The organism is Paractinoplanes toevensis (genome assembly GCF_018332695.1).
GTDB classification, from domain to species: Bacteria; Actinomycetota; Actinomycetes; order Mycobacteriales; family Micromonosporaceae; genus Actinoplanes; species Actinoplanes toevensis.
Genome location: NZ_BOQN01000140.1, coordinates 17,045 through 35,111, shown reverse-complemented (window position 1 = coordinate 35,111; position 18,067 = coordinate 17,045). Strand labels below are relative to the sequence as shown.

At 68.9% G+C, this 18,067-nt stretch carries 12 protein-coding genes; 5 read left to right on the top strand and 7 right to left on the bottom strand.

Annotation, left to right across the window (positions count from 1 at the left end):
- Nucleotides 1–192 precede the first annotated feature (192 nt).
- Nucleotides 193–2,517: a hypothetical protein gene (locus Ato02nite_RS45560; RefSeq protein ID WP_246608130.1), complete on the top strand. Its 2,325-nt coding sequence runs from the start codon at nucleotides 193–195 to the stop codon at nucleotides 2,515–2,517.
- A gap of 503 nt (nucleotides 2,518–3,020) precedes the next feature.
- On the opposite strand, the gene Ato02nite_RS45555 is transcribed toward Ato02nite_RS45560, so the two are convergent.
- The 3 genes from Ato02nite_RS45555 to Ato02nite_RS45545 form a co-directional block, all read right to left on the bottom strand.
- On the bottom strand, nucleotides 3,021–4,568 hold the full coding sequence (locus tag Ato02nite_RS45555; RefSeq protein ID WP_213012966.1) for a glycosyltransferase family 87 protein: 1,548 nt from the start codon (nucleotides 4,566–4,568) through the stop codon (nucleotides 3,021–3,023).
- A gap of 132 nt (nucleotides 4,569–4,700) precedes the next feature.
- The gene (locus Ato02nite_RS45550) at nucleotides 4,701–7,220 is read right to left on the bottom strand and encodes a transglycosylase domain-containing protein (RefSeq protein WP_246608129.1); all 2,520 of its coding nucleotides are present in this window, start codon (nucleotides 7,218–7,220) and stop codon (nucleotides 4,701–4,703) included.
- Between the two features lie 342 nt (nucleotides 7,221–7,562).
- A complete protein-coding gene (locus Ato02nite_RS45545; protein WP_213012964.1) occupies nucleotides 7,563–8,030 on the bottom strand; it encodes a DUF5318 domain-containing protein in 468 nt (155 codons plus the stop codon).
- Between the two features lie 170 nt (nucleotides 8,031–8,200).
- Between Ato02nite_RS45545 and Ato02nite_RS45540 the strand changes: the two genes are divergently transcribed.
- The 4 genes from Ato02nite_RS45540 (at nucleotide 8,201) to Ato02nite_RS45525 (ending at nucleotide 11,159) form a co-directional block, all read left to right on the top strand.
- Entirely contained in the window at nucleotides 8,201–8,830 is a 630-nt protein-coding gene (locus tag Ato02nite_RS45540) for a PadR family transcriptional regulator (RefSeq protein WP_213012963.1), read from the top strand.
- Nucleotides 8,831–8,850: 20 nt separating this feature from the next.
- Nucleotides 8,851–9,930: an inositol-3-phosphate synthase gene (locus tag Ato02nite_RS45535; protein WP_213012962.1), complete on the top strand. Its 1,080-nt coding sequence runs from the start codon at nucleotides 8,851–8,853 to the stop codon at nucleotides 9,928–9,930.
- Nucleotides 9,931–10,085: 155 nt separating this feature from the next.
- Complete coding sequence (locus Ato02nite_RS45530) at nucleotides 10,086–10,613, top strand: peptidoglycan-binding domain-containing protein (protein WP_213012961.1); 528 nt, start codon at nucleotides 10,086–10,088, stop codon at nucleotides 10,611–10,613.
- Between the two features lie 84 nt (nucleotides 10,614–10,697).
- Nucleotides 10,698–11,159 carry a DUF2690 domain-containing protein gene (locus Ato02nite_RS45525; protein ID WP_213012960.1) on the top strand — a complete coding sequence of 154 codons (462 nt, stop codon included), beginning with the start codon at nucleotides 10,698–10,700 and terminating at the stop codon, nucleotides 11,157–11,159.
- Here the strand turns inward: Ato02nite_RS45525 and Ato02nite_RS45520 are convergent, their stop codons facing one another.
- The 4 genes from Ato02nite_RS45520 to Ato02nite_RS45505 all read right to left on the bottom strand — a co-directional run bounded on the left by Ato02nite_RS45520 (nucleotide 11,160) and on the right by Ato02nite_RS45505 (nucleotide 18,017).
- Nucleotides 11,160–12,086 (bottom strand): hypothetical protein, encoded by a 927-nt coding sequence (locus tag Ato02nite_RS45520; protein ID WP_213012959.1) that lies wholly within the window; start codon nucleotides 12,084–12,086, stop codon nucleotides 11,160–11,162.
- A 68-nt stretch (nucleotides 12,087–12,154) separates the two neighbouring features.
- On the bottom strand, nucleotides 12,155–15,913 hold the full coding sequence (locus Ato02nite_RS45515; protein WP_213012958.1) for an SGNH/GDSL hydrolase family protein: 3,759 nt from the start codon (nucleotides 15,911–15,913) through the stop codon (nucleotides 12,155–12,157).
- Nucleotides 15,914–16,096: 183 nt separating this feature from the next.
- On the bottom strand, nucleotides 16,097–16,552 hold the full coding sequence (locus Ato02nite_RS45510) for a methylated-DNA--[protein]-cysteine S-methyltransferase (protein WP_213012957.1): 456 nt from the start codon (nucleotides 16,550–16,552) through the stop codon (nucleotides 16,097–16,099).
- A gap of 37 nt (nucleotides 16,553–16,589) precedes the next feature.
- Nucleotides 16,590–18,017 (bottom strand): CCA tRNA nucleotidyltransferase, encoded by a 1,428-nt coding sequence (locus tag Ato02nite_RS45505; protein ID WP_213012956.1) that lies wholly within the window; start codon nucleotides 18,015–18,017, stop codon nucleotides 16,590–16,592.
- Nucleotides 18,018–18,067 lie beyond the last annotated feature (50 nt).

Here is an 18,067-nt window from a genome sequence, read left to right as displayed (position 1 = left end):
TCCGGCCCTGCCGATTCCGGCGCCGCGGCGGCCGGCTCGGCGAAGTCGGCTGCTTCCCGCCCGGCAGTTCCCGGCCCGGTTGCATCCGGTCCGGCGACACCGGCGGCTCCCAGCACGGCGGCTTCCGGCACGGCGGCTTCCGGCACGGCGGCTTCCGGCACGGCGAAGCAGGTGGGTGAGGTCAAGCCGCCGATGTCCGAGGCTGCTCGGGCGGCCCTGATCGATAGGGCGGCGTCGCCCACGCCGACGCTGACCCAGCCCGCTGTGACGGAGGTCGGCCCGGCGCCGGCCAAGCCGGGTCGGCGCCGCTTTCTCATCTTCGGCAAGCGATCGGCGCCGGCTCCCGCACCGCGGATTCCGGCGCAGGTGACACATCCTCCGGTCGGCGCCATGGCCGCCGCAGCCGGCGTGCACGGCAGCACCTCCGCACCGTCCGATGTGGCCGTTCTGCCGGCGGCCGCGCCGGGCGTGAAGCTCAAGGAACCGCTGCCCAGCGACCGGCCGGCCCACGCACCGCCCGACCCGTGGAAAGCGTTCGCCGCCACGGCCGAGCGTCCGCCCGGCCGGATCCGCCGCGGCATTCGCGCCGTCGGTCGCGGCCTGATCCACGAGTACGCCGTGGTCACCTACATCGCCCTGGCCATTGCCGTGGCGCTGACCTGGCCCACCCTGCAGTACCCGCTGCACACGCTGCCGCAGGACCTCGGCGACCCGGCTCGGCAGGCCTGGCAGATCGCCTGGGGCGGACACATCCTGCTCACTGATCCGGTCCAGCTGTGGCAGTCCAACGCGTTCTTCAACGAGCCCAACAGCTTCGCGTTCGGCGACAGCCTGCTCGGTTACGCCCCGGCCGGCATGCTCGGCGAGGGTCCGCTGGCCGCCACCCTGCGCTACAACATCCTCTTCGTGCTGGCCCACGCCCTGCTGCTGATCGGCTCCTACGCCCTGGTCCGTCAGCTGGGTGCCGGCCGCACCGGGGCGGCCGTGGCAGCGGTCGCCTTCGCGGCCGCCCCGTGGCGGCTCGCCCAGGAGGGCCACCTCGACATCATCTCGGCCGGCGGCATCCCGCTCGCCCTGGCCATGCTGGCCCGCGGGCACGGCTGGTCGATGCGGCGTGGTTTCCGGCGCAAACACCGCAACGCCGGCTGGGCGGCGGCCGGCTGGCTGGTCGCGGCCTGGCAGGTCAGCCTCGGCTTCTCGCTGGGTCTGCCGTTCCTCGGTGTGCTCGGCCTCATCCTGCTGGTGCTGCTCGTCCGGGTGCCGATCCGATGGTGGCGCCGGCCTGCCGAACGCCCGGTGCTGGGTTGGCGGCTGCTGGTCACCGACGTTCTCGGCCCGCTCATCGTGGTCGGCATCGCCGCGCTGATCGCCCTTCCTTATTTCAAGAGCTCCGGCACGGCCACCGCCACCGCCGAGATCAAATTCTTCTCGCCACCGCTGCGCAGCCTGCTGATCGGTCCGGCCGAGTCGCGCATCTGGAGCGGCGCGCACGCCGTGCCGCGATCGTCGCTGACCTGGCCGGCCGAGATGTCGCTGCTGCCGGGCTTCGTCCTCTACGCGCTGGCACTCGCCGGCCTGGCCTTCTCCATCTGGACCCTCTGGCAGCGCCTGTTCCTGCTGGCCGGCCTGGCCGCGACGATAATCCTGACGCTGGGCACCAACTTCTTCGACGGCAAGTGGACCTACCTGCCGCTCTTCGGCCACCTGCCGGCCTCGCTCGGCACCCGCATCCCCGGCCGGCTGATGCTGTGGGTGACACTCCTGCTCGCGGTTCTGGCCGCCGGGGCGGTCGCCGAGTTCGTCCGGCGCGCCGACCACTGGGCCGAGCAGCGCATCCCACCGTGGCCCGGCCCGTGGCTGCGCACGGCCACGCTGATCCCGCTGGTCCTGGTGCTGGTCGAGGGCTGGAACTCCACCGCCCACCCGGTCGTCCCCGACCAGCCGTCCGCGATGCGCACGGTCACCGGTCCGATGCTGGTCCTGCCGACGGCCGAGCTGACCGACCAGATGACGATGCTGTGGTCCACCACCCGTTTCCAGGAGATCGCCAACGGCTCCGGCGGTTTCGCCGCCGGCCGCCAGGCCGACCTCCGGCGCAACGCCACCACCTTCCCCGACCAGGCCAGCGTCGACTACCTGCGCACCCAGGGCATCACGACGGTCCTGCTGCTGCGCGACTACGTGGCCGGCACCCCATGGGAACGAGCAGGCGACATCCCCGTCGACTCCCTGGGCATAACCCGCGAGGACCTGGACGACGCCGTCCTCTTCCGCCTGACCCAGCCCACCACCCAGCCGACCGACCCGACCCAGCCCGGCCAGGGCACGTCCCCCACCCAGCCGGGCCAGGGCACGTTCCCGACCCAGCCCGGCCAGGGCACGTTCCCCACCCAGCCCGGCGAGGTCATCCCAGGCCAAACCCTTCCCCAGCCCGGCGCCGAGCAGACCTTCCCAACCCCGACCTTCCCGACCCGGACCATCCAGCCAACCGTCCAGGCCCAGGCACTGACGAAATAGGCGAAGCCCGCCGCCCGCGGCGCAATGAGGAAGTGCGGCCGTCCTCGCCCACCGGCCGCGCGGCGGGCTCGGCCCGCATACTCGCCGCCCGCCGACGTTGTGACCGAGCCTGCTCGCCCGCCCAGCAGGCTCGTCACGAGCCGCGGGGAGGTCCGGCCAGGATGCGCCGAGCTGGTGCGCATGGCCAAACGCCGGGCGGGAGCGGAGCCGGGACCGCCAGAGGGTGAAGCCAGGACCACCGGCGGGGGCGAAGCCAGGACCACCGGACGCCGTACCAGGCAAACCGCCTTCTGCCGGCGCCCGGTGAAGCCCTGCGACCGACCTGCGGGCCGGGCAACCCGCATGACCGCCGGTGAGGCCGCGTGATCTGTCTACGGGCCGGGCAGCCCCTGGACTGCGGCTCAGCGCGGTGGCTCGGACAGGCTGCGCGCGGAAGAACGGAAGAGACGCGTACGGCCGCCCGGGTGACGCTGTGCGGGCGGCCGTTCGGTGGCGCTGTGGCTTCAGGTGCCGGCCCCGGCTGGTTCCGGGGTTGGTGGGGCGTCGTCGGTGGTGGCCGGTTTCGGGCGGTCCAGGCGTAGGCGGCGGCGCAGGGTGGCCACCGCGGAGATGTCGGGGTTGTTCAGGTAACCGCCGTCGGGGTCCTCGTCGCCGTAGGTCTGGCGTACCGCATCCAGCTCCGGTCGCCAGATCTCGCGGATCACCAGGCCGCACAGGACGGCGACGGTGACCAGGCGCAGCGTCGAGGCCAGGACGAACGTGCCCTCGGGGATCACCGGCTTGCCGTTGGCTCCCAGGAGTTCGGCGTAGAACGCGGTGAAGTAGCCGAACTCGGCCACCGTCCAGGCGACGATCGCTCCCCAGCGCGGGCGGGCCAGCACGATCAGCGGGAGCAGCCACAACACGTACTGCTGGGACCAGACCTTGCTGAAGATCAGGAAGGCGGCGACCACCAGGAAGGAGAGCTGGGCCAGGCGCGGGCGGCGTGGTGCGGCGAGCGCCAGGATGCCGATCGCGACGCAGGACAGGCCGAACAACCCGTACGTGACCCAGTTGAGCGTGGGCACATGGTTGCTCAGCCACTGGAACGGGCCCTGATCACCGTCACCGCCGCTGTGCCACTTGCCGTCCAGGTAACGGCCCACATACCAGAACGTGCCCCAGTCGATCGGCCGCTCGCTGTTGAGCTGGAAGAAGCGCAGCCAGCTGTCGTGCCACAGGTACCAGACCGGGAAGTTGACCACGACCCAGGCCGCGACCGTGGACAGGAAGGCCCACAACCACTTGTCGACGGTTTTCGACCGCAACGCGAGCACCAGCAGCGGCCCGAGGATGAACAGCGGCCACAGTTTGGCCGCCGCGCCCAGCCCCAGGAAGATGCCGGCCCCGACCGGATGTCGTTTGGCCCAGAGATAGAGACCGATCGCGGCCAGGCCGATCGCCAGGAAGTCCCAGTTGACCGTGGCGGTGAAGAAGATGATCGGGGAGAGCGCGAAGATCGCCGCGTCCCAGGGTCGTCGCCGGCGTAGGGCGAGGATCACCGCCGCGGTCGCCACTGCGAGCGCCGAGAGCACCAGCGCGTTGACGTTGTAGAACCACTGGCCCTGGTTGATCTCCGGGTGCTTCGTGCCCCAGGAGTGGACCGGCAGCCCGAGCGCCCCCATGAAGTAGCCGGTGACCACCGGGTATTCCACGGCGTGGTCCTTGTAGGGGACCTTGCCCTCGTTGAGCCCTTCGGCGTAGTAGAGCGCGAGCACGTCGGTGTAGCAGAAGCGCGTGTACTGAATGTTCTTCTGCCAGTCGCCGGTCTGGCAGGGCGACTTCTGCACCCACGAGAACGCCAGCGTGATGCACGTCAGCGCCAGGATGATCCGGGCCGCCGTCCAGAACCGCCCGCGCCGCGCATCCGGGCGCACGGCGTGCTGGCCGAGCGGGCCGCCGATCGCCTCGGAAAGCCCGCGGACGAACCCGTCCCCGGTCGCTGGAGCGCCGGCCGCCGGAGCGCCGGGACCATCGGGGTGGTCAATGTCCTCGGACGGATGCGTGCTCATGACAACGCATCATGCCTTAAGAACCTCAGCGACGGCGCGCCCGATCACCAGTGGGTCGCACCCGGACAAAAAGAAACCGGCGCACGCCCCGAGTGGGGCGCGCGCCGGTCCACGATCAAGCGGCTGACCCGGCTAAGTGCCGTCGGTTTGGGCAGCTGTGGTGGGTAATGTTATGCCCCCGGGATCGGTCTGACCGGTGTCCGTACCACCGTTGCCGTCGCCGTTGCCCTGGCCGTTGCCCTGGCCGTTCCCATTACCCTGGCCGTTGCCCTGGCCCTGGCCCTGGCCGTTGCCCGGGTTGTTGTTCTGCCCGGTGTCACAGCCGAGGCCGATGACCGCGAACGCGCAGTCGTTGACCGGCGCGGCGGGCTTCTCACCGTTGCCGAACTTGGCCGGGTCACCGGTCTTCTGGCGCGCCGGGAAGTCTTCCTGCTTCATGTCCAGCGACTTGGTCACCGAGTCGAGGAACATCTTCCAGATCCGCGACGGGGTACCGGCACCGAACATGTCCTTGCCGGTGGTCTCCTTGAGCTCCACCTTGTTGGTGGCGCCGCCGACCCAGACGGTTGCGGCCAGCTGCGGAATGCCACCGACGAACCAGCAGTCGCCGCTGCCTTCCTTGTACTCCCAGGTGCCGGACTTGGCGATGCTCTCGCGGCCGTTGCGCAGGTCCCGCTTGTCGACGTCGACGATTTCCTTCATGACCGACGACAGGTTGGACATCTCGGCCTCGCCGAAGACGCGGTTGCCGTCCGTCTTCTCCTGGCCGATGACCGACGACTTGCCGTTGTCCGGGTCGACCCGCTTGACCGTCTTGATGAAGTGCGCCGCGTGGTGCACACCCTGGTTGACGATCGTGGCCACACCCTCGGCGTGCTCGAGCGGCACGACACGGTACTGACCGAAGCCGACCTCACGGTCGAAGTAGCCGGCACTCGACCACGTCGACGCGTCGGTCTTGTTCAGGTCGACCTGCTCGCCGTTCGGGAAGCCCTTCTTGACGTCGGTGTAGATGTGCCGGATGCCGGCGGCCTTGGCGGCCTCCAGCACCTTCGGCACGCCGATGGTGTCGGTGATCCAGTAGAACGGGAAGTTGTACGACTTGATCGTCGCCGTCTCGAGATCGCAGTACTTGATCTTTCCGGCGCAGACCTTGCCCGGGTCCTGACCGGCGTTGCTGATCTCCGTACCGTTCTTACGCTTCAGCGTGCCGTCCCAGACGCTGTCGAACGAGACACCCTCTTTGAGGCCGGCCGCGAGCGTGTAGATCTTCATCGTCGAGCCGGGCGACTGGCCACCGATGATCTCGGTGCCGGTGCCGTTGAGATAGCCGCCGTAGTCGGTGCCGGCGGGATTGTCACCGGCGTAGTAGCCGAGCACCCGCCCGGTCTTCGGATCGATGCCGATCACCGCCGCCTGGTACGACTTCGGACGGCCGTGCATCGGCGAATCCTCGCTGTTGCGCGAGCCGGCTTCCTCGGCCGCCTTCTGCACGTCGGGGTCGATCGTCGTCTGGATGGTCAGACCACCCTGCTCGATCTCCGATGAGGAGATGCCCATCGACAGCAGCTCGGCCTTGACGTGCCGAATGATCATGCCGACCGGCTTGTTCTCGGCGCAGGTCTTGCAGGCGTCCGAGTTACGCGGCTTGACCTTCGGGTAGACCCGCTTGTCGTACACGTCCTGAGAGATCCAGCCCATGTCGAGCATGTTCTTCATCGTGTACTCCCACCGCAGCTTGGCGTCGGTGAGGTTGTAGTTCGGGTCGTAGCCCTTGTGCGCGTCGGTCGGGTAGGGCTGCTTGATGATCGAGGCGATGACCGCGGCCTCGTACGGCGTGACAGCGTTCTTCTGCCCGGCCGGCGTGGTGACCGACTTGCCGAAGTAACCCTGCGCCGCGGCCTCGATGCCGTACCTGCCTTCGCCGAAGTCGACGTAGTTCAGGTACATGCCCATGATCTGGTCTTTGTTGTACTGCGACTCGAGCTTGCGCGCGATCACCGCTTCGCGAAGCTTCCGGTTGATGCTGATGGCCTTCAGGTCGGCCGCGTGCCGCGCGTACTGCTGGGTGATCGTCGACGCACCCTGCGTGGCACCACCGGTGAAGTTGTTCCACGCGGCGCGGACGATGCCCTTCATGTCGATGCCGTGGTGGGTGTAGAAGTTCTTGTCCTCGGCGGCGGCAACGGCGTGCTCGACCACCTTGTTGATCTTCTCTTCCGGCACCACGGTGCGGTTGGCCTCGCCGAGCTTGGCCAGCACCGTGCCCTTGGAGTCGAGGATCACGTTCGACTGGTCCTCGGTGACCGGCGGCGGAAGCGCCACGTCATCGAAGAAGTAGGTGCCACCGACGACGCCGGCGCCGAGCATGATGACCAGCACGGCTGCCGCGGCGGTGAGGATGTTGGTGCGGCGACGGCGCTTGGCGGCCTTCGACTTGTCCTTGCCCGAAGGGGCGATGGGCGGTCCGCTCGGACCGCCGGGAGGAGCGGGCGGTCCCGGCCGGACCGCGGCACGGGCCACCGAGGCACGGGCGCCGACCGGGCCGGTGCCGGCACCGACCGAGGCGCGGGCGCCCACCCGGGCGGACCCGGTGACGTTGCCCACCGAGGCACGTCCGGGAGTGGCCGAGCCGACCGCCGCAGCGCCCACCGAGGCGGCACCGACGGAGGCACGCCCCCCGGTCCCGCGACGGTACGCGTCGGGGGCTGGACGACTGGAAGGGTCATCACCAGGCGCGGACGCACCGGACCCGGGCACGCTGGCCCGGGCGCGCGGAGACTGCGAATCGCCGTACGAACTCATGCGGTCACACCTCGGTCGCGGTGGCGCGCGTCGAAAGAGCCCTGGAGGGGCCCCCGCCGACAACGCCACGTGCGGACGATTTGGGCTGCATTCCGGCAGCCGCCCTATCGAATGTGATGAATGACCGATTGCGGCGCTGGATGCCCGAGTCGGTCGGGGTCGTCCCCACGGTAGCGAGATCAAGCCACGTCATCCGCGGCCCTCCCGGCGATGTGACAACGACCCGATCTCGCGGTGGCGGCCCGCGGCGGCCGAGGCGGCTGCCTCGGCCAGATCAAGCTCGTCGGCGTTCAGCGCGTCCCGGCCCAGTACGAACTGCTGGATCAGGTGATTCCACGCGCAGGAGCGGCACACCTCTACGACGAAGACCTGGAACTCACGCAGAGTCATCGCCAGGACGGGAAGCTCGGCCAGCTTGCGGGCCTGTCCGGCGGACTGCTTCAGCTCATCGCCGTAGATGTAATGCACGAGGGTGAGATTGTCGCGGCGGCAGACCGGACACCGGTCGTCGGTCGGCTCGCCGTGGAATCGAGCTGCGTTTTTCAGGTACGGCGAGGCATCACAGACCTCAAGGGTCCCGACCCGCCCATGGTGCACGTCACGCAGCACTGCCCGCTTCTGTAGCGAGTAGTCAACCACCTGCCGCTGCGTGCGCATGGCGAAGAGAGTACGCGGTCCACGCCGGTGCGGCGACAGCCATCACACAGCGTGGCGCGGCGGTCGCGTAACCGGCAACACTTTCCGTTTTCCTTGCGTCCATCGAGCCGTGGATCTACGGTAGCGATGTATCGGGCCGATACATCGGGGCACAGGAGAGGAGACGCCGGATGTTGGACTTGGCGATCCTCGGTCTGCTCCAGGAGACCCCGATGCACGGTTACGAGCTCCGTAAGGAACTAGCCACCAAGCTGGGCACAATCCGAGCTGCGATCAGTTACGGCACGCTCTACCCGACGCTCAAGCGTCTGCAGACGGCCGGCTGGATCACGGAATCCGAGTCGGATCCGTCGATGATCCCCCCGATGACCAGCAAACGGGGCCGGGTTGTCTACAAGATCACTGCGGAGGGCAAGGAGCGCTTCGCCGACCTGCTCGCACAGGCCGGCCCGGAGACGTACGACGACGCCGGCTTCGGGGTCCACTTCGCCTTCTTCTCCCGCACCGACCAGGCGACCCGCCTGCGGATCCTCGAGGGCCGTCGCCGGCGCATCGAGGAGCGCCGCGAGGGTCTGCGCGACGTGCTCTCCCGGGCCGGCGAGCGGCTCGACGCGTACACCCTGGAATTGCAACGCCATGGCCTCGACGCCTGCGAGCGCGAGGTCAGATGGCTGGAGGAGCTCATTACCAATGAGCGTTCCGGCCGCGCGCCGGCTACTCCCGGCTCGTTCGACATCCCAGCCGACCCGGCTAGGGACGCATCCCCCGAACTCCCGCGTCCGCATCAGGACCGGCCGTGATGAACAAGGAGGCAAACGCGATGGGTTCCGTCCGCGTCGCCATCGTCGGTGTGGGTAACTGCGCCTCGTCCCTCGTGCAGGGCGTGGAGTACTACAAGGACGCTGACCCGAACGACCGCGTTCCGGGTCTCATGCACGTCAAGTTCGGCGACTACCACGTCTCCGACGTGCAGTTCGTCGCGGCGTTCGATGTGGACGCCAAGAAGGTCGGCATGGACCTGGCCGAGGCGATCGTCGCCAGCGAGAACAACACGATCAAGCTGACCGATGTCGCGCCGACCGGCGTCACCGTCCAGCGTGGACCGACCTTCGACGGTCTGGGCACGTACTACCGCGAGATCATCGAGGAGTCGTCGGCCGAGGCCGTCGACGTGGTGCAGGCACTGCGCGACGCCCAGGTCGACGTGGTCGTCTCCTACCTTCCGGTGGGCTCCGAGCAGGCCGACAAGTTCTACGCCCAGGCCGCGATCGACGCGGGCTGCGGTTTCGTCAACGCCCTGCCGGTCTTCATCGCCTCGAACCCGGAGTGGGCGCAGAAGTTCGTCGACGCCGGCCTGCCGATCGTCGGTGACGACATCAAGAGCCAGGTCGGTGCGACGATTGTGCACCGCGCGCTGGCCAAGCTGTTCGAGGACCGCGGTGTCGAGCTGCTGCGCACGTACCAGCTCAACTTCGGCGGCAACATGGACTTCATGAACATGCTGGAGCGCAACCGCCTGGTCTCCAAGAAGATCTCGAAGACCCAGTCGGTGACCTCTCAGATCCCGCACGAGATGGTCAAGAGCGACGTGCACATCGGCCCGTCGGACCACGTGCCGTGGCTCGACGACCGCAAGTGGGCGTACATCCGCCTCGAGGGCCGCTCGTTCGGCGACACCCCGCTGAACGCCGAGCTCAAGCTCGAGGTGTGGGACTCGCCGAACTCGGCCGGCGTCATCATCGACGCTCTCCGGGCCGCGAAGATCGCCATGGACCGCGGCATCGGTGGCCCGATCCTCTCGGCGTCGTCCTACTTCATGAAGTCCCCGCCGGTGCAGTACAACGACCACGACGCGAAGGAGGCCGTCGAGGCCTTCATCCGTGGTGACGTCGAGAGCTGACCCGCCCTACCGCAAAAAGGCCGGACCGCATCGCGCGGTCCGGCCTTTTTCGTGGCCGAATATGGACGGGGTAGACGACCAAAAGACAATCACATATATTCATGCCTCGATGGCGGACCCCTTCGCGGTCCGCGTTCTCACGGGGAGAAACATCTATGCGATTCAAGTCGCTCCTGGCGTCCCTTGCCGTCGTGGCAAGCGCCACCGCCGCATTCGCCACCGCCGCTGATCCGGCCTACGCCAACACGGCCGCCGGCTACATCTCCGGCGCCGGCGTGGTGACCGACGATCTCAACGACGAGGGCACCCTCTCGACCAGCGTCAACAACTTCAACGGCGCGGTCTGGCTCTGGCAGAGCATCCTCATCGCCGACGGATTCCTGTCCACCAGCGGCCGCGACTGCCAGTTCGGCGCCGGCACCAAGGCCGCCACCAAGCTCTGGCAGGCCGCGCACGGCCTGACCGGCTCGGACGCTGACGGCGTCGTCGGCCCGAAGACCTTCACCGCGGCCGGCAAGAACTGGAAGCTCTACTCGTACGACGAGGACGACCAGATCTACACGGCCCGGTACTACGGCAGCAAGTCGTCCTTCCCGGCCGAGCGGATGCTGAACGGCCGCTACCAGATGGCCGCGTACGCCATGTACCTCTCGTACACCGGTTACAACGTCGACTACTGCTGAGAAGCAAACTGAAATAGGGTCGATCCAGCATGGAGCGGCCCTATTTCGGTGTTCGTGAAAGCAACACCAACGGGGAGCAACAAAATGTCCAAGAAAATCGTGGCCGCCGCAATTATCGGCGCCATTACCGCTTTGATCGGCCCGGTTCCGGCGTTCGCCGCCACCTCCGGATGCGGAAACACCTGCGACGGCAAGGACCCGGACAACTATTACGCCACGGTCGACGGCAAGGTCATGCGGTGCTCGTTCATCGACGTGAAGACGCTGGACGAACAGCACGGCGTGCAACTGCGGTACAGCCCGTTCTGCCGGACCGCGTGGGCCCGGGCGGTCACGCCCGGCAACTGGAGCTACATCGTGGTCGAGAGCTACACCGCCGCCGGCACCCTGCGCAAGCGCTACCGCGCCGGTCAGGGCGACGCCTGGTCGGTGATGGTCAACGACAAGAACCTGTACGCCCGGGCCTGCCACTACAGCTACGACGGTGAGGACGAGGCCGCCGCGGGCGGCGTCGGCCACTTCGACGGCTGCACCGGAAAGTACTGATCAACCGGCCGGCAGTCCGGCCATCCTTTCCGGGGTGGCCGGCTGCAGGCTGATCAGCACCTCGCGCAGGGTGGCCGGCGGCACCGGCCGCTCGGCGCTCGCCTCCGCGGTCATCACCAGCGATCCGTCGCGGAGATCGAGCAGCTCGGGAGCGCCGGAGGAGAACACCGGCCGCTGCCATCCGCCGCCCGGATAAGCCGTACAGTTCGTGTCCCGGATCTCCCGCGCGTCCTCGACGGCGATCTTGAAAATCAGCTGCGACAACGGCGGCCCGCACCGGCGCGGCGGAGCCCACGCCCCCGGCCTGGGCAGGACGAGCAGCGTGATCGCCGGACCACCGCCGACCGGCTCGATCGACAGCTGGATCACGTCGTAACGCGGATAGGCCTCCGCGCCGACCACCCGCCACCGCGCCGGATCCGGCAGCTGCAAGACCGCGGCCAGTTGCGTGAATCGGTGCAGGCGGTCCCGCTTCGGACTGGTCACCTCGCCGACGACCAGCGCGGCCACCAGCACCATCAGCACTCCGCCGGCGACCAGCCGGGCGGGACGCCCGGCGACCAGGGCCACCGCCGCGAGGAACGCGACGGCCCCGATCAAGGCCAAGAGGGCGTACGGCGGACGAGGCGAACCGTAGACGAACGCGTCGTACGCCCGCGCCCCGATGCCGAACACCACCGAGCCGAGCACCGCGACGAGCAGTGCCCGCACCCCCGGGCGGTAACCGGCCACGAGCAGCAACAGCCAGGTGACCATCGGCAGCAGCCACGCCCCGAACGCCCAGGCCGCCGCGTAGAACGGGAACCAGCACGCGTGCGCCTCGCAGCCGGCGTTGGACTGGTGGGCGAACTGCCAGTAGAGGCCCGCGAGCAGGCCACCCGCCACCCCGGTGGCGGCGGCGGTGAGCCACCGTCGTACGTCAGTCACGTCTTCTCCGAAAAATAAGGTGGCAGCGGCCGGACCGTAGCGGGCCGCTGCCACCAATCGATGGCGGACTAGCTGTACCAGCTCGCGATCACCCGCGTGGCCGTGCCGGCGTAACCCTCCCGCGCGCCGGTGGCGTTCGGATGGAACGAGGAGAAGCCGACCGGGACGTCCGCGCTGAACGTCGGCTCACCGGAGCTGGTGTTGATGTTCGGCACGGTCAGCGCGTTGAGCCAGCCGCTGTCGCCCCAGCCCGCGATGTTGTGCCCCTCGAACGGACTGATCATGTCGAGTGGCAGGGTGCCGCTGTCGTCGTCGTTGCGCGACGACGCCGGCAGCACCTTCGCCATCATGTAGTTGGAGACCCGGTTCAGCATCGTCGTCTCGGCCGGGCTCAGCGCCCAGCCGTAATGCGCGATGAGCGGGCACAACCCGGCCGCCGCGACCGAGCATCCGTCGAGGTCGGCGTCGAGCGCGAACAGGTGCGGATAGCCGGCCATGACCACCAGCGCGTGCGGCGCCATCGAGTGGATCTCGGCCAGCAGCTGATCGACCCGTGGGACCACGACCCGGTCGATGTTCGCCTCGTACACCGACTCCTTGCCGGTGCAGTCGGTCTGCATGCACTCGACCAGCACGTCGGTGAATCTGGCGTCGTTGCCGCCGATGGTCAGCAGCACCATCGTGGTGTTCTCGTCGACGACGCCGGAGTCCAGTTGGGGCACCTCGCGGTACTGCCCGTGCGGTGCCCAGCTGTCCGGGTCGTTCCAGGGCCGGTCCGAGGCGGCGACGTTGTAGGCGAGAGCACCGCTGCAGGCCACCATGGCGTACGCCAAGGTTGGGTCGTGGGCGTCGGTGCGCTGGCCGATCGTCCCCGCGTAACCCGGCAGGGTCACCTGCCGTGACCAGGCGTTGGGGCTGCGCCGGCAGGCGTTCTGCTTGCTGCTGTCGTTCCCGTACTGATCGGTCTCGTGGTAGTAGTCGCCGGTTCCCTCACCCGAGGAGTACGAGTCGCCGAGCGCGACGACCATGTCGTGCGGCTTCGCCGGCAGCGGCACGTAGGCGAGCGCGTCCCACGCCACGTCGAGCGCCACCCCCGACCCGGTGACGTTGCTGAGCTGCACGGTCGGCGAGCCGGAGCCGCGCATGTCGTAGACGCCCAGCTCGACCCAGGTGTCCGCCTCGTACGAGGTGGTGATCACCCGCTTCTTGGTCTGGCCGTTCGGCAGATTGATCAGATACTTCGCCTGCTGGGTCTGGGCCCCGATCTGCGGGAGGTGGACGAGCACCCGGGTCCATGCGTTCGGCGCGTTGAGCGTCCAGGTGCCGGTCACCTGCAGGTAGGCGTTCTGGGTCTGCGGGGTGATCTCGTGCGCGAACCAGAAGTGCCCGTCGAAGCCGGTCCCGCCGACCTGGTGGAAATCGATCTTGCTCCGGTAGTTGATGCACTTCGAGGTGCAGCCGGACGGCGTGGCCGAGGCGAAGCTCAGCCCGAACGATCCGCCCTGGTTGAAGATCGCGCCCCCGCACGCCCCGAACGGGTCAGCCACCGACACGTCGTCGACGATCTTCGCGCCCCACGGCAGGGCGGTGGTGTCGCAGTTGGTCGGGTAGACGTTCGCCCGGGCCGGCTCGGCGTCCCCGGCGTGGTACCGCAGGGCCTCGATGCCGCAGGTGGAGACGTCGCACGGGCTGCCGCCGATCCAGTTCACCGGCCGGTGCCACCAGCAGTGCAGATCGCTGAGGTTGCACTGGCCGGCGCCGGTCTTGCCGTTGACGTCCTTGGCGACGTTCGGCGTGCACTGGTCGTCGGCGTTGCAGAAGGTGTTGCTGCCGGTCATGATCGGGGACGGGCCGCTGGCCGCCGAGTACGCCGGCTCCCAGTACTTGTTGGTGTAGTTGAACCGGGCCACCGGCTTGTAGGCCCAGCCCAGCGCCTTGTCCGGGTACGGCCAGAGGTTCGGGTGCTTGGCGTCGAACTCGTCCTGCCCGTTGAAAACCCCGCGGTCCACCGGGTAATTCGGGTTGCTCGGGTTGTTCGACCAGCCCAGCCCCCAGTGCCCGGCGGCGTCGGTGCAGTTCGGCGACGGCGTACACCCGGTGGTGTTGCCGTAGGCGGCCGAGCCCGGCTGGATGCCGGTGTTGTACGCCCAAGCCGCGAGATACCAGTTCTCGATGTACCGCGGGTCGCCGCCGTTGGCCAGGATCCCGGCCGAGTACAGCTGGTTCCACTTGTCGATCATCATGTTGACCGACGCCGCGATGTTGGCCGCGTAATCGGTCGCGATCGCGAGCCGCTGCGGCGCCGACCAGACCGAGTTGCCGTCGGCGACCGTCATGCCCGTGGTGATCTGGCCGATGCCGTAACCACAGTCGACGGTGCTCCAGCTGACCCAGTTGCCGTAGAAGCCGCCCTGGTTGAAGTTGCCGGTCTCGCCGTCGACCGCGTGCGGGCTCGCGTGCATGGTGTTGGACTCCTGCGCGAGCGCACCGAGCAGCACCTGGGCCGGCACCTGGCCGCCACCGGCGAGGGTGTGCAGCTTGAAGAGCCCGTTGTCACCCTGGATCTGGTACGGCGAGTTGCCGGCGTTGTTCCAGTTCGCCGGCCGGGTGGTGGTCAGCGAACCCTTCACGGCGAGATCGGCGGCCCATTCGACCTGCGCCGACGTGGCCTGGTAGGCCTGCTGCGCCGGATTATTGCGGGCCATCGAGCAGCCGCGGTCCGGGTCGGTCGGGTCGTTGCCGGGCGCGAGCGCGGCGGCGGCCGTGGCGAGCGCGGGCGACGCGCTGCTGCCGCTCGCTGTGGCGTCGGCCGGCCGGACCTCGAAGCTGACCTTCTCCGCGGAGTGCGACAGCCTGGCGTTGATCGTGACCGGCGCCGCGGAGCCGGGTGCGGCGGCCGGAGCCGAGGAGGTGACCGCGAGCGTGCCGGTCGTGGAGACCTGCGCGTTCACCGGCGCGTCGATCGACTGCCAGCCGGTCAGGCCGGTCGTGCCGACCTTGGCGCGGTCCGGGCCGAGCACGAAGACCCGGCCCGCCGAGCCGGTCAGCTGGAGCCGGTCGAGCCGCCCGGACCCGAGACTCTTCCGCTTTCCCCGGGCCAGGCGGTAGACCCGTGCCTGGTCGCCGGCGGCCACCTCGTAGGCGAGACCGCCGGAGGTGTCCGGGTGCAGCCGGAACGGTTGCCCGTCCTCGGTGGCGAGCACGGTGACGCCCGTCCTGCCCAGCCGGACGATGCTGCGGCCGAGAACCCCGACCGTCCCACCGTCGTACGGGACCGCCGAGGTGACCTGGCCGGAGGCCGCGTACGTCGAGGTCACCGCACCGGTGGCGGCGTCGATCAGGCGAACCGTGGAACCGCCCTGGTCCTGTGTGGAGATCGCGACCTGCGAACCGGTTCCGCAGCCGGGGCTGTGATAGGCCAGCGTCGACCGCACCGGCAGCTTGCGAATGGCACCGCTGCGCAGGTCGACGACGGCCGTGAAGCCGCCGCCCGCCATTCCGGACTCGCGGTTGGTGAAGGTGCGCGGCGCGTAGACGACCACGGCCCGGTTGCCGTCGCCGGTCACGCAGGCCTGGCCGATCCACTGGTCGGCGTCGTAACCCGGCTCGGACAGGGTGGCCGCGGTGCGCCACCGGTAGCCGGCCGACTCCTCGGCCACCAGCACGTTGAGCCCGTCCATCGTGCCGTCCACGACGGTCGCGCGGTCCTTGGCCGACTGCCAGCCGGACGGCAGCACCCGGGCCGGGTCGGGCAAAACGGACGGCGCAGGCGGCGGCGAGGGTGCCGCCGCGGCGCTCTGCGGGACCGATAAGGCCGCCGGAATCACCAGAGCCAAGGCTGCGATGGGCAGACTTCTCCTGCGTATGAAATTCATTCGTTCCCCCGTGTGGCGTCCGAGCACCGGCCGATCCGGCACCGGAGACGCGCGGCAGGGAACGTACATCAATGTCCGAGAGCCGGACCATGACAAATGTCATCGGCGGCCATCTATTCACTCAGGCCTTAACGATCATCCCCAGGAGCGGGTCAGCGCGACCCTCGCCTCCAGTTCGAGCAGCTTGCGCTTGCGGTCGAGACCGCCACCGAAGCCGACCATCTTGCCGCCGGCCCCGACCACCCGATGACACGGGACGATCACCGGGATCGGGTTGTGGTTGCAGGCCGTGCCGACCGCGCGGGCCGCCCCCGGGTCGCCCAGGGCGGTGGCGATCGATCCGTAGGTCACCATCTCGCCGTAGGGGATCTTGGCGATCTCGGCCCACACCGCCCGCTCGAACTCGGAGCCGCCGCGCGCCTCGACCGGCACGGTGAACTCGGTGAGCTCACCCGCGAAGTAGGCCACGAGCTGATCGGCGGCCGGATGGGAGCCGGCCGGACCGGGCCGTGCCCCGAAGTGGACCCCGACCACGGTGTCACCGAGCACGGAGACGCCGAGCGGTCCGATGGCTGATTCGACGACGAACATGCCCACGATTCTGCTCCGGGGGTACGACAGGTACGCCCTACGAGACGTGCCCCTGGTCGCGCGCCCACTTGTAGAGCTCGGCCTCGGCCTCGTCCCGGTCCAGCGGCCCGCGATCGAGCCGCAGCTCCTTGAGGTAACGCCAGGCCTGACCGACGATCGGGCCGGGCGGCACCCCGAGCAGTTCCATGATCGCGTTGCCGTCGAGGTCGGGCCGCACCCGGGCGAGGTCCTCCTCGGCCTGCAGCCGGCTGATCCGTTCCTCGAGCGCGTCGTAGTCGGCGGCGAGGTTGGCTGCCTTGCGCCGGTTCCGGGTGGTGACGTCGGAGCGGGTGAGCTTGTGCAGCCGGTTCAGCAGCGGGCCGGCGTCGGTCACGTACCGCCGCACCGCCGAATCGGTCCACTCGCCCCGCCCGTACCCATAGAAGCGCAGGTGAAGGGAGACCAGCTCGACCACCTCGGAGGTGATGTCCTTGGGGTATTTCATGGCCTTCATGCGCTGCTTGGTGAGCCGGGCGCCGACGATCTCGTGGTGGTGGAAGCTGACCCGGCCGTCCCGGCCGACGGCCTTGGTGGCCGGCTTGCCGACGTCGTGCATGAGCGCGGCCATCCGCAGCACGAAGTCGGGCGCGTCGTCCTCGAGCCGGATGGCGTTGGCCACCACGATCAGCGTGTGCTCGTAGACGTCCTTGTGCTGGGCGTGCTCGTCGATCTCGAGCTTGAGCCCGGAGATCTCCGGCAGGAAGCGGTCGGCCAGGCCGGTGTCGACGAGCAGCCGCAACCCGGTGATCGGGTCGGCGCCGCACATCAGCTTGGTGAACTCGTCCCGAACCCGTTCCGCGGTGATTCGGTCGAGATCGGCGCACATATCGGTCATGGCGGTGATGACCGATGGGTCCACAGTGAATTGGAGCTTCGCCGCGAACCGGGCCGCCCGCAGCATCCGAAGTGGATCATCACCGAACGACTGGGCCGGCGTGGCCGGCGTCCGGATCACCTTCGCCGCAAGATCGGCCAGCCCACCGTACGGATCGGTGAAGACGTGCCTGGGCAGCGACACCGCCATCGCGTTGATGGTGAAGTCGCGCCGCTCGAGGTCTTCGAGAAGAGTCTTGCCGTATTGCACGATCGGGTTACGCGTGACCCCGTCGTAGGCTTCCGCCCGGAATGTGGTGATCTCCAGCCGGAGCCCGTTCTTCTGGATGCCGATCGTGCCGAACTCGCGCCCGGTCTCCCAGATCGCGTCGGCCCACCCCTGCACCAGCTCGAGGGTCTCCTCGGGGGTGGCGTCGGTGCAGAAGTCGAGATCGTCACCGAGCCGGAGCAGCAGCGCGTCCCGCACCGAACCGCCCACAAGGTGCAACTCATGGCCGGCGGCGCCGAAACGGCGCCCCAGTTCGTCGGCGACCGGGGACACGCGCAGCAGCTCGGCGACCGCGTTCTGCTGGGCGGCATTGAGAACAGACATGGGGTTACCAGCGTATAGGGCGTGGCAGCGTGATTCCTAAACGGGCAGGA

Bases quoted from the DNA above. Each gene is read 5' to 3' on its own strand.
- Ato02nite_RS45560 (WP_246608130.1), top strand. From the start codon at position 193: ATGTCCGAGGCTGCTCGGGCGGCCCTGATCGATAGGGCGGCGTCGCCC.
- Ato02nite_RS45555 (WP_213012966.1), bottom strand. From the start codon at position 4,568: ATGAGCACGCATCCGTCCGAGGACATTGACCACCCCGATGGTCCCGGC.
- Ato02nite_RS45545 (WP_213012964.1), bottom strand. From the start codon at position 8,030: ATGCGCACGCAGCGGCAGGTGGTTGACTACTCGCTACAGAAGCGGGCA.
- Ato02nite_RS45540 (WP_213012963.1), top strand. From the start codon at position 8,201: ATGTTGGACTTGGCGATCCTCGGTCTGCTCCAGGAGACCCCGATGCAC.
- Ato02nite_RS45535 (WP_213012962.1), top strand. From the start codon at position 8,851: ATGGGTTCCGTCCGCGTCGCCATCGTCGGTGTGGGTAACTGCGCCTCG.
- Ato02nite_RS45530 (WP_213012961.1), top strand. From the start codon at position 10,086: ATGCGATTCAAGTCGCTCCTGGCGTCCCTTGCCGTCGTGGCAAGCGCC.
- Ato02nite_RS45525 (WP_213012960.1), top strand. From the start codon at position 10,698: ATGTCCAAGAAAATCGTGGCCGCCGCAATTATCGGCGCCATTACCGCT.
- Ato02nite_RS45510 (WP_213012957.1), bottom strand. From the start codon at position 16,552: ATGTTCGTCGTCGAATCAGCCATCGGACCGCTCGGCGTCTCCGTGCTC.
- Ato02nite_RS45505 (WP_213012956.1), bottom strand. From the start codon at position 18,017: ATGTCTGTTCTCAATGCCGCCCAGCAGAACGCGGTCGCCGAGCTGCTG.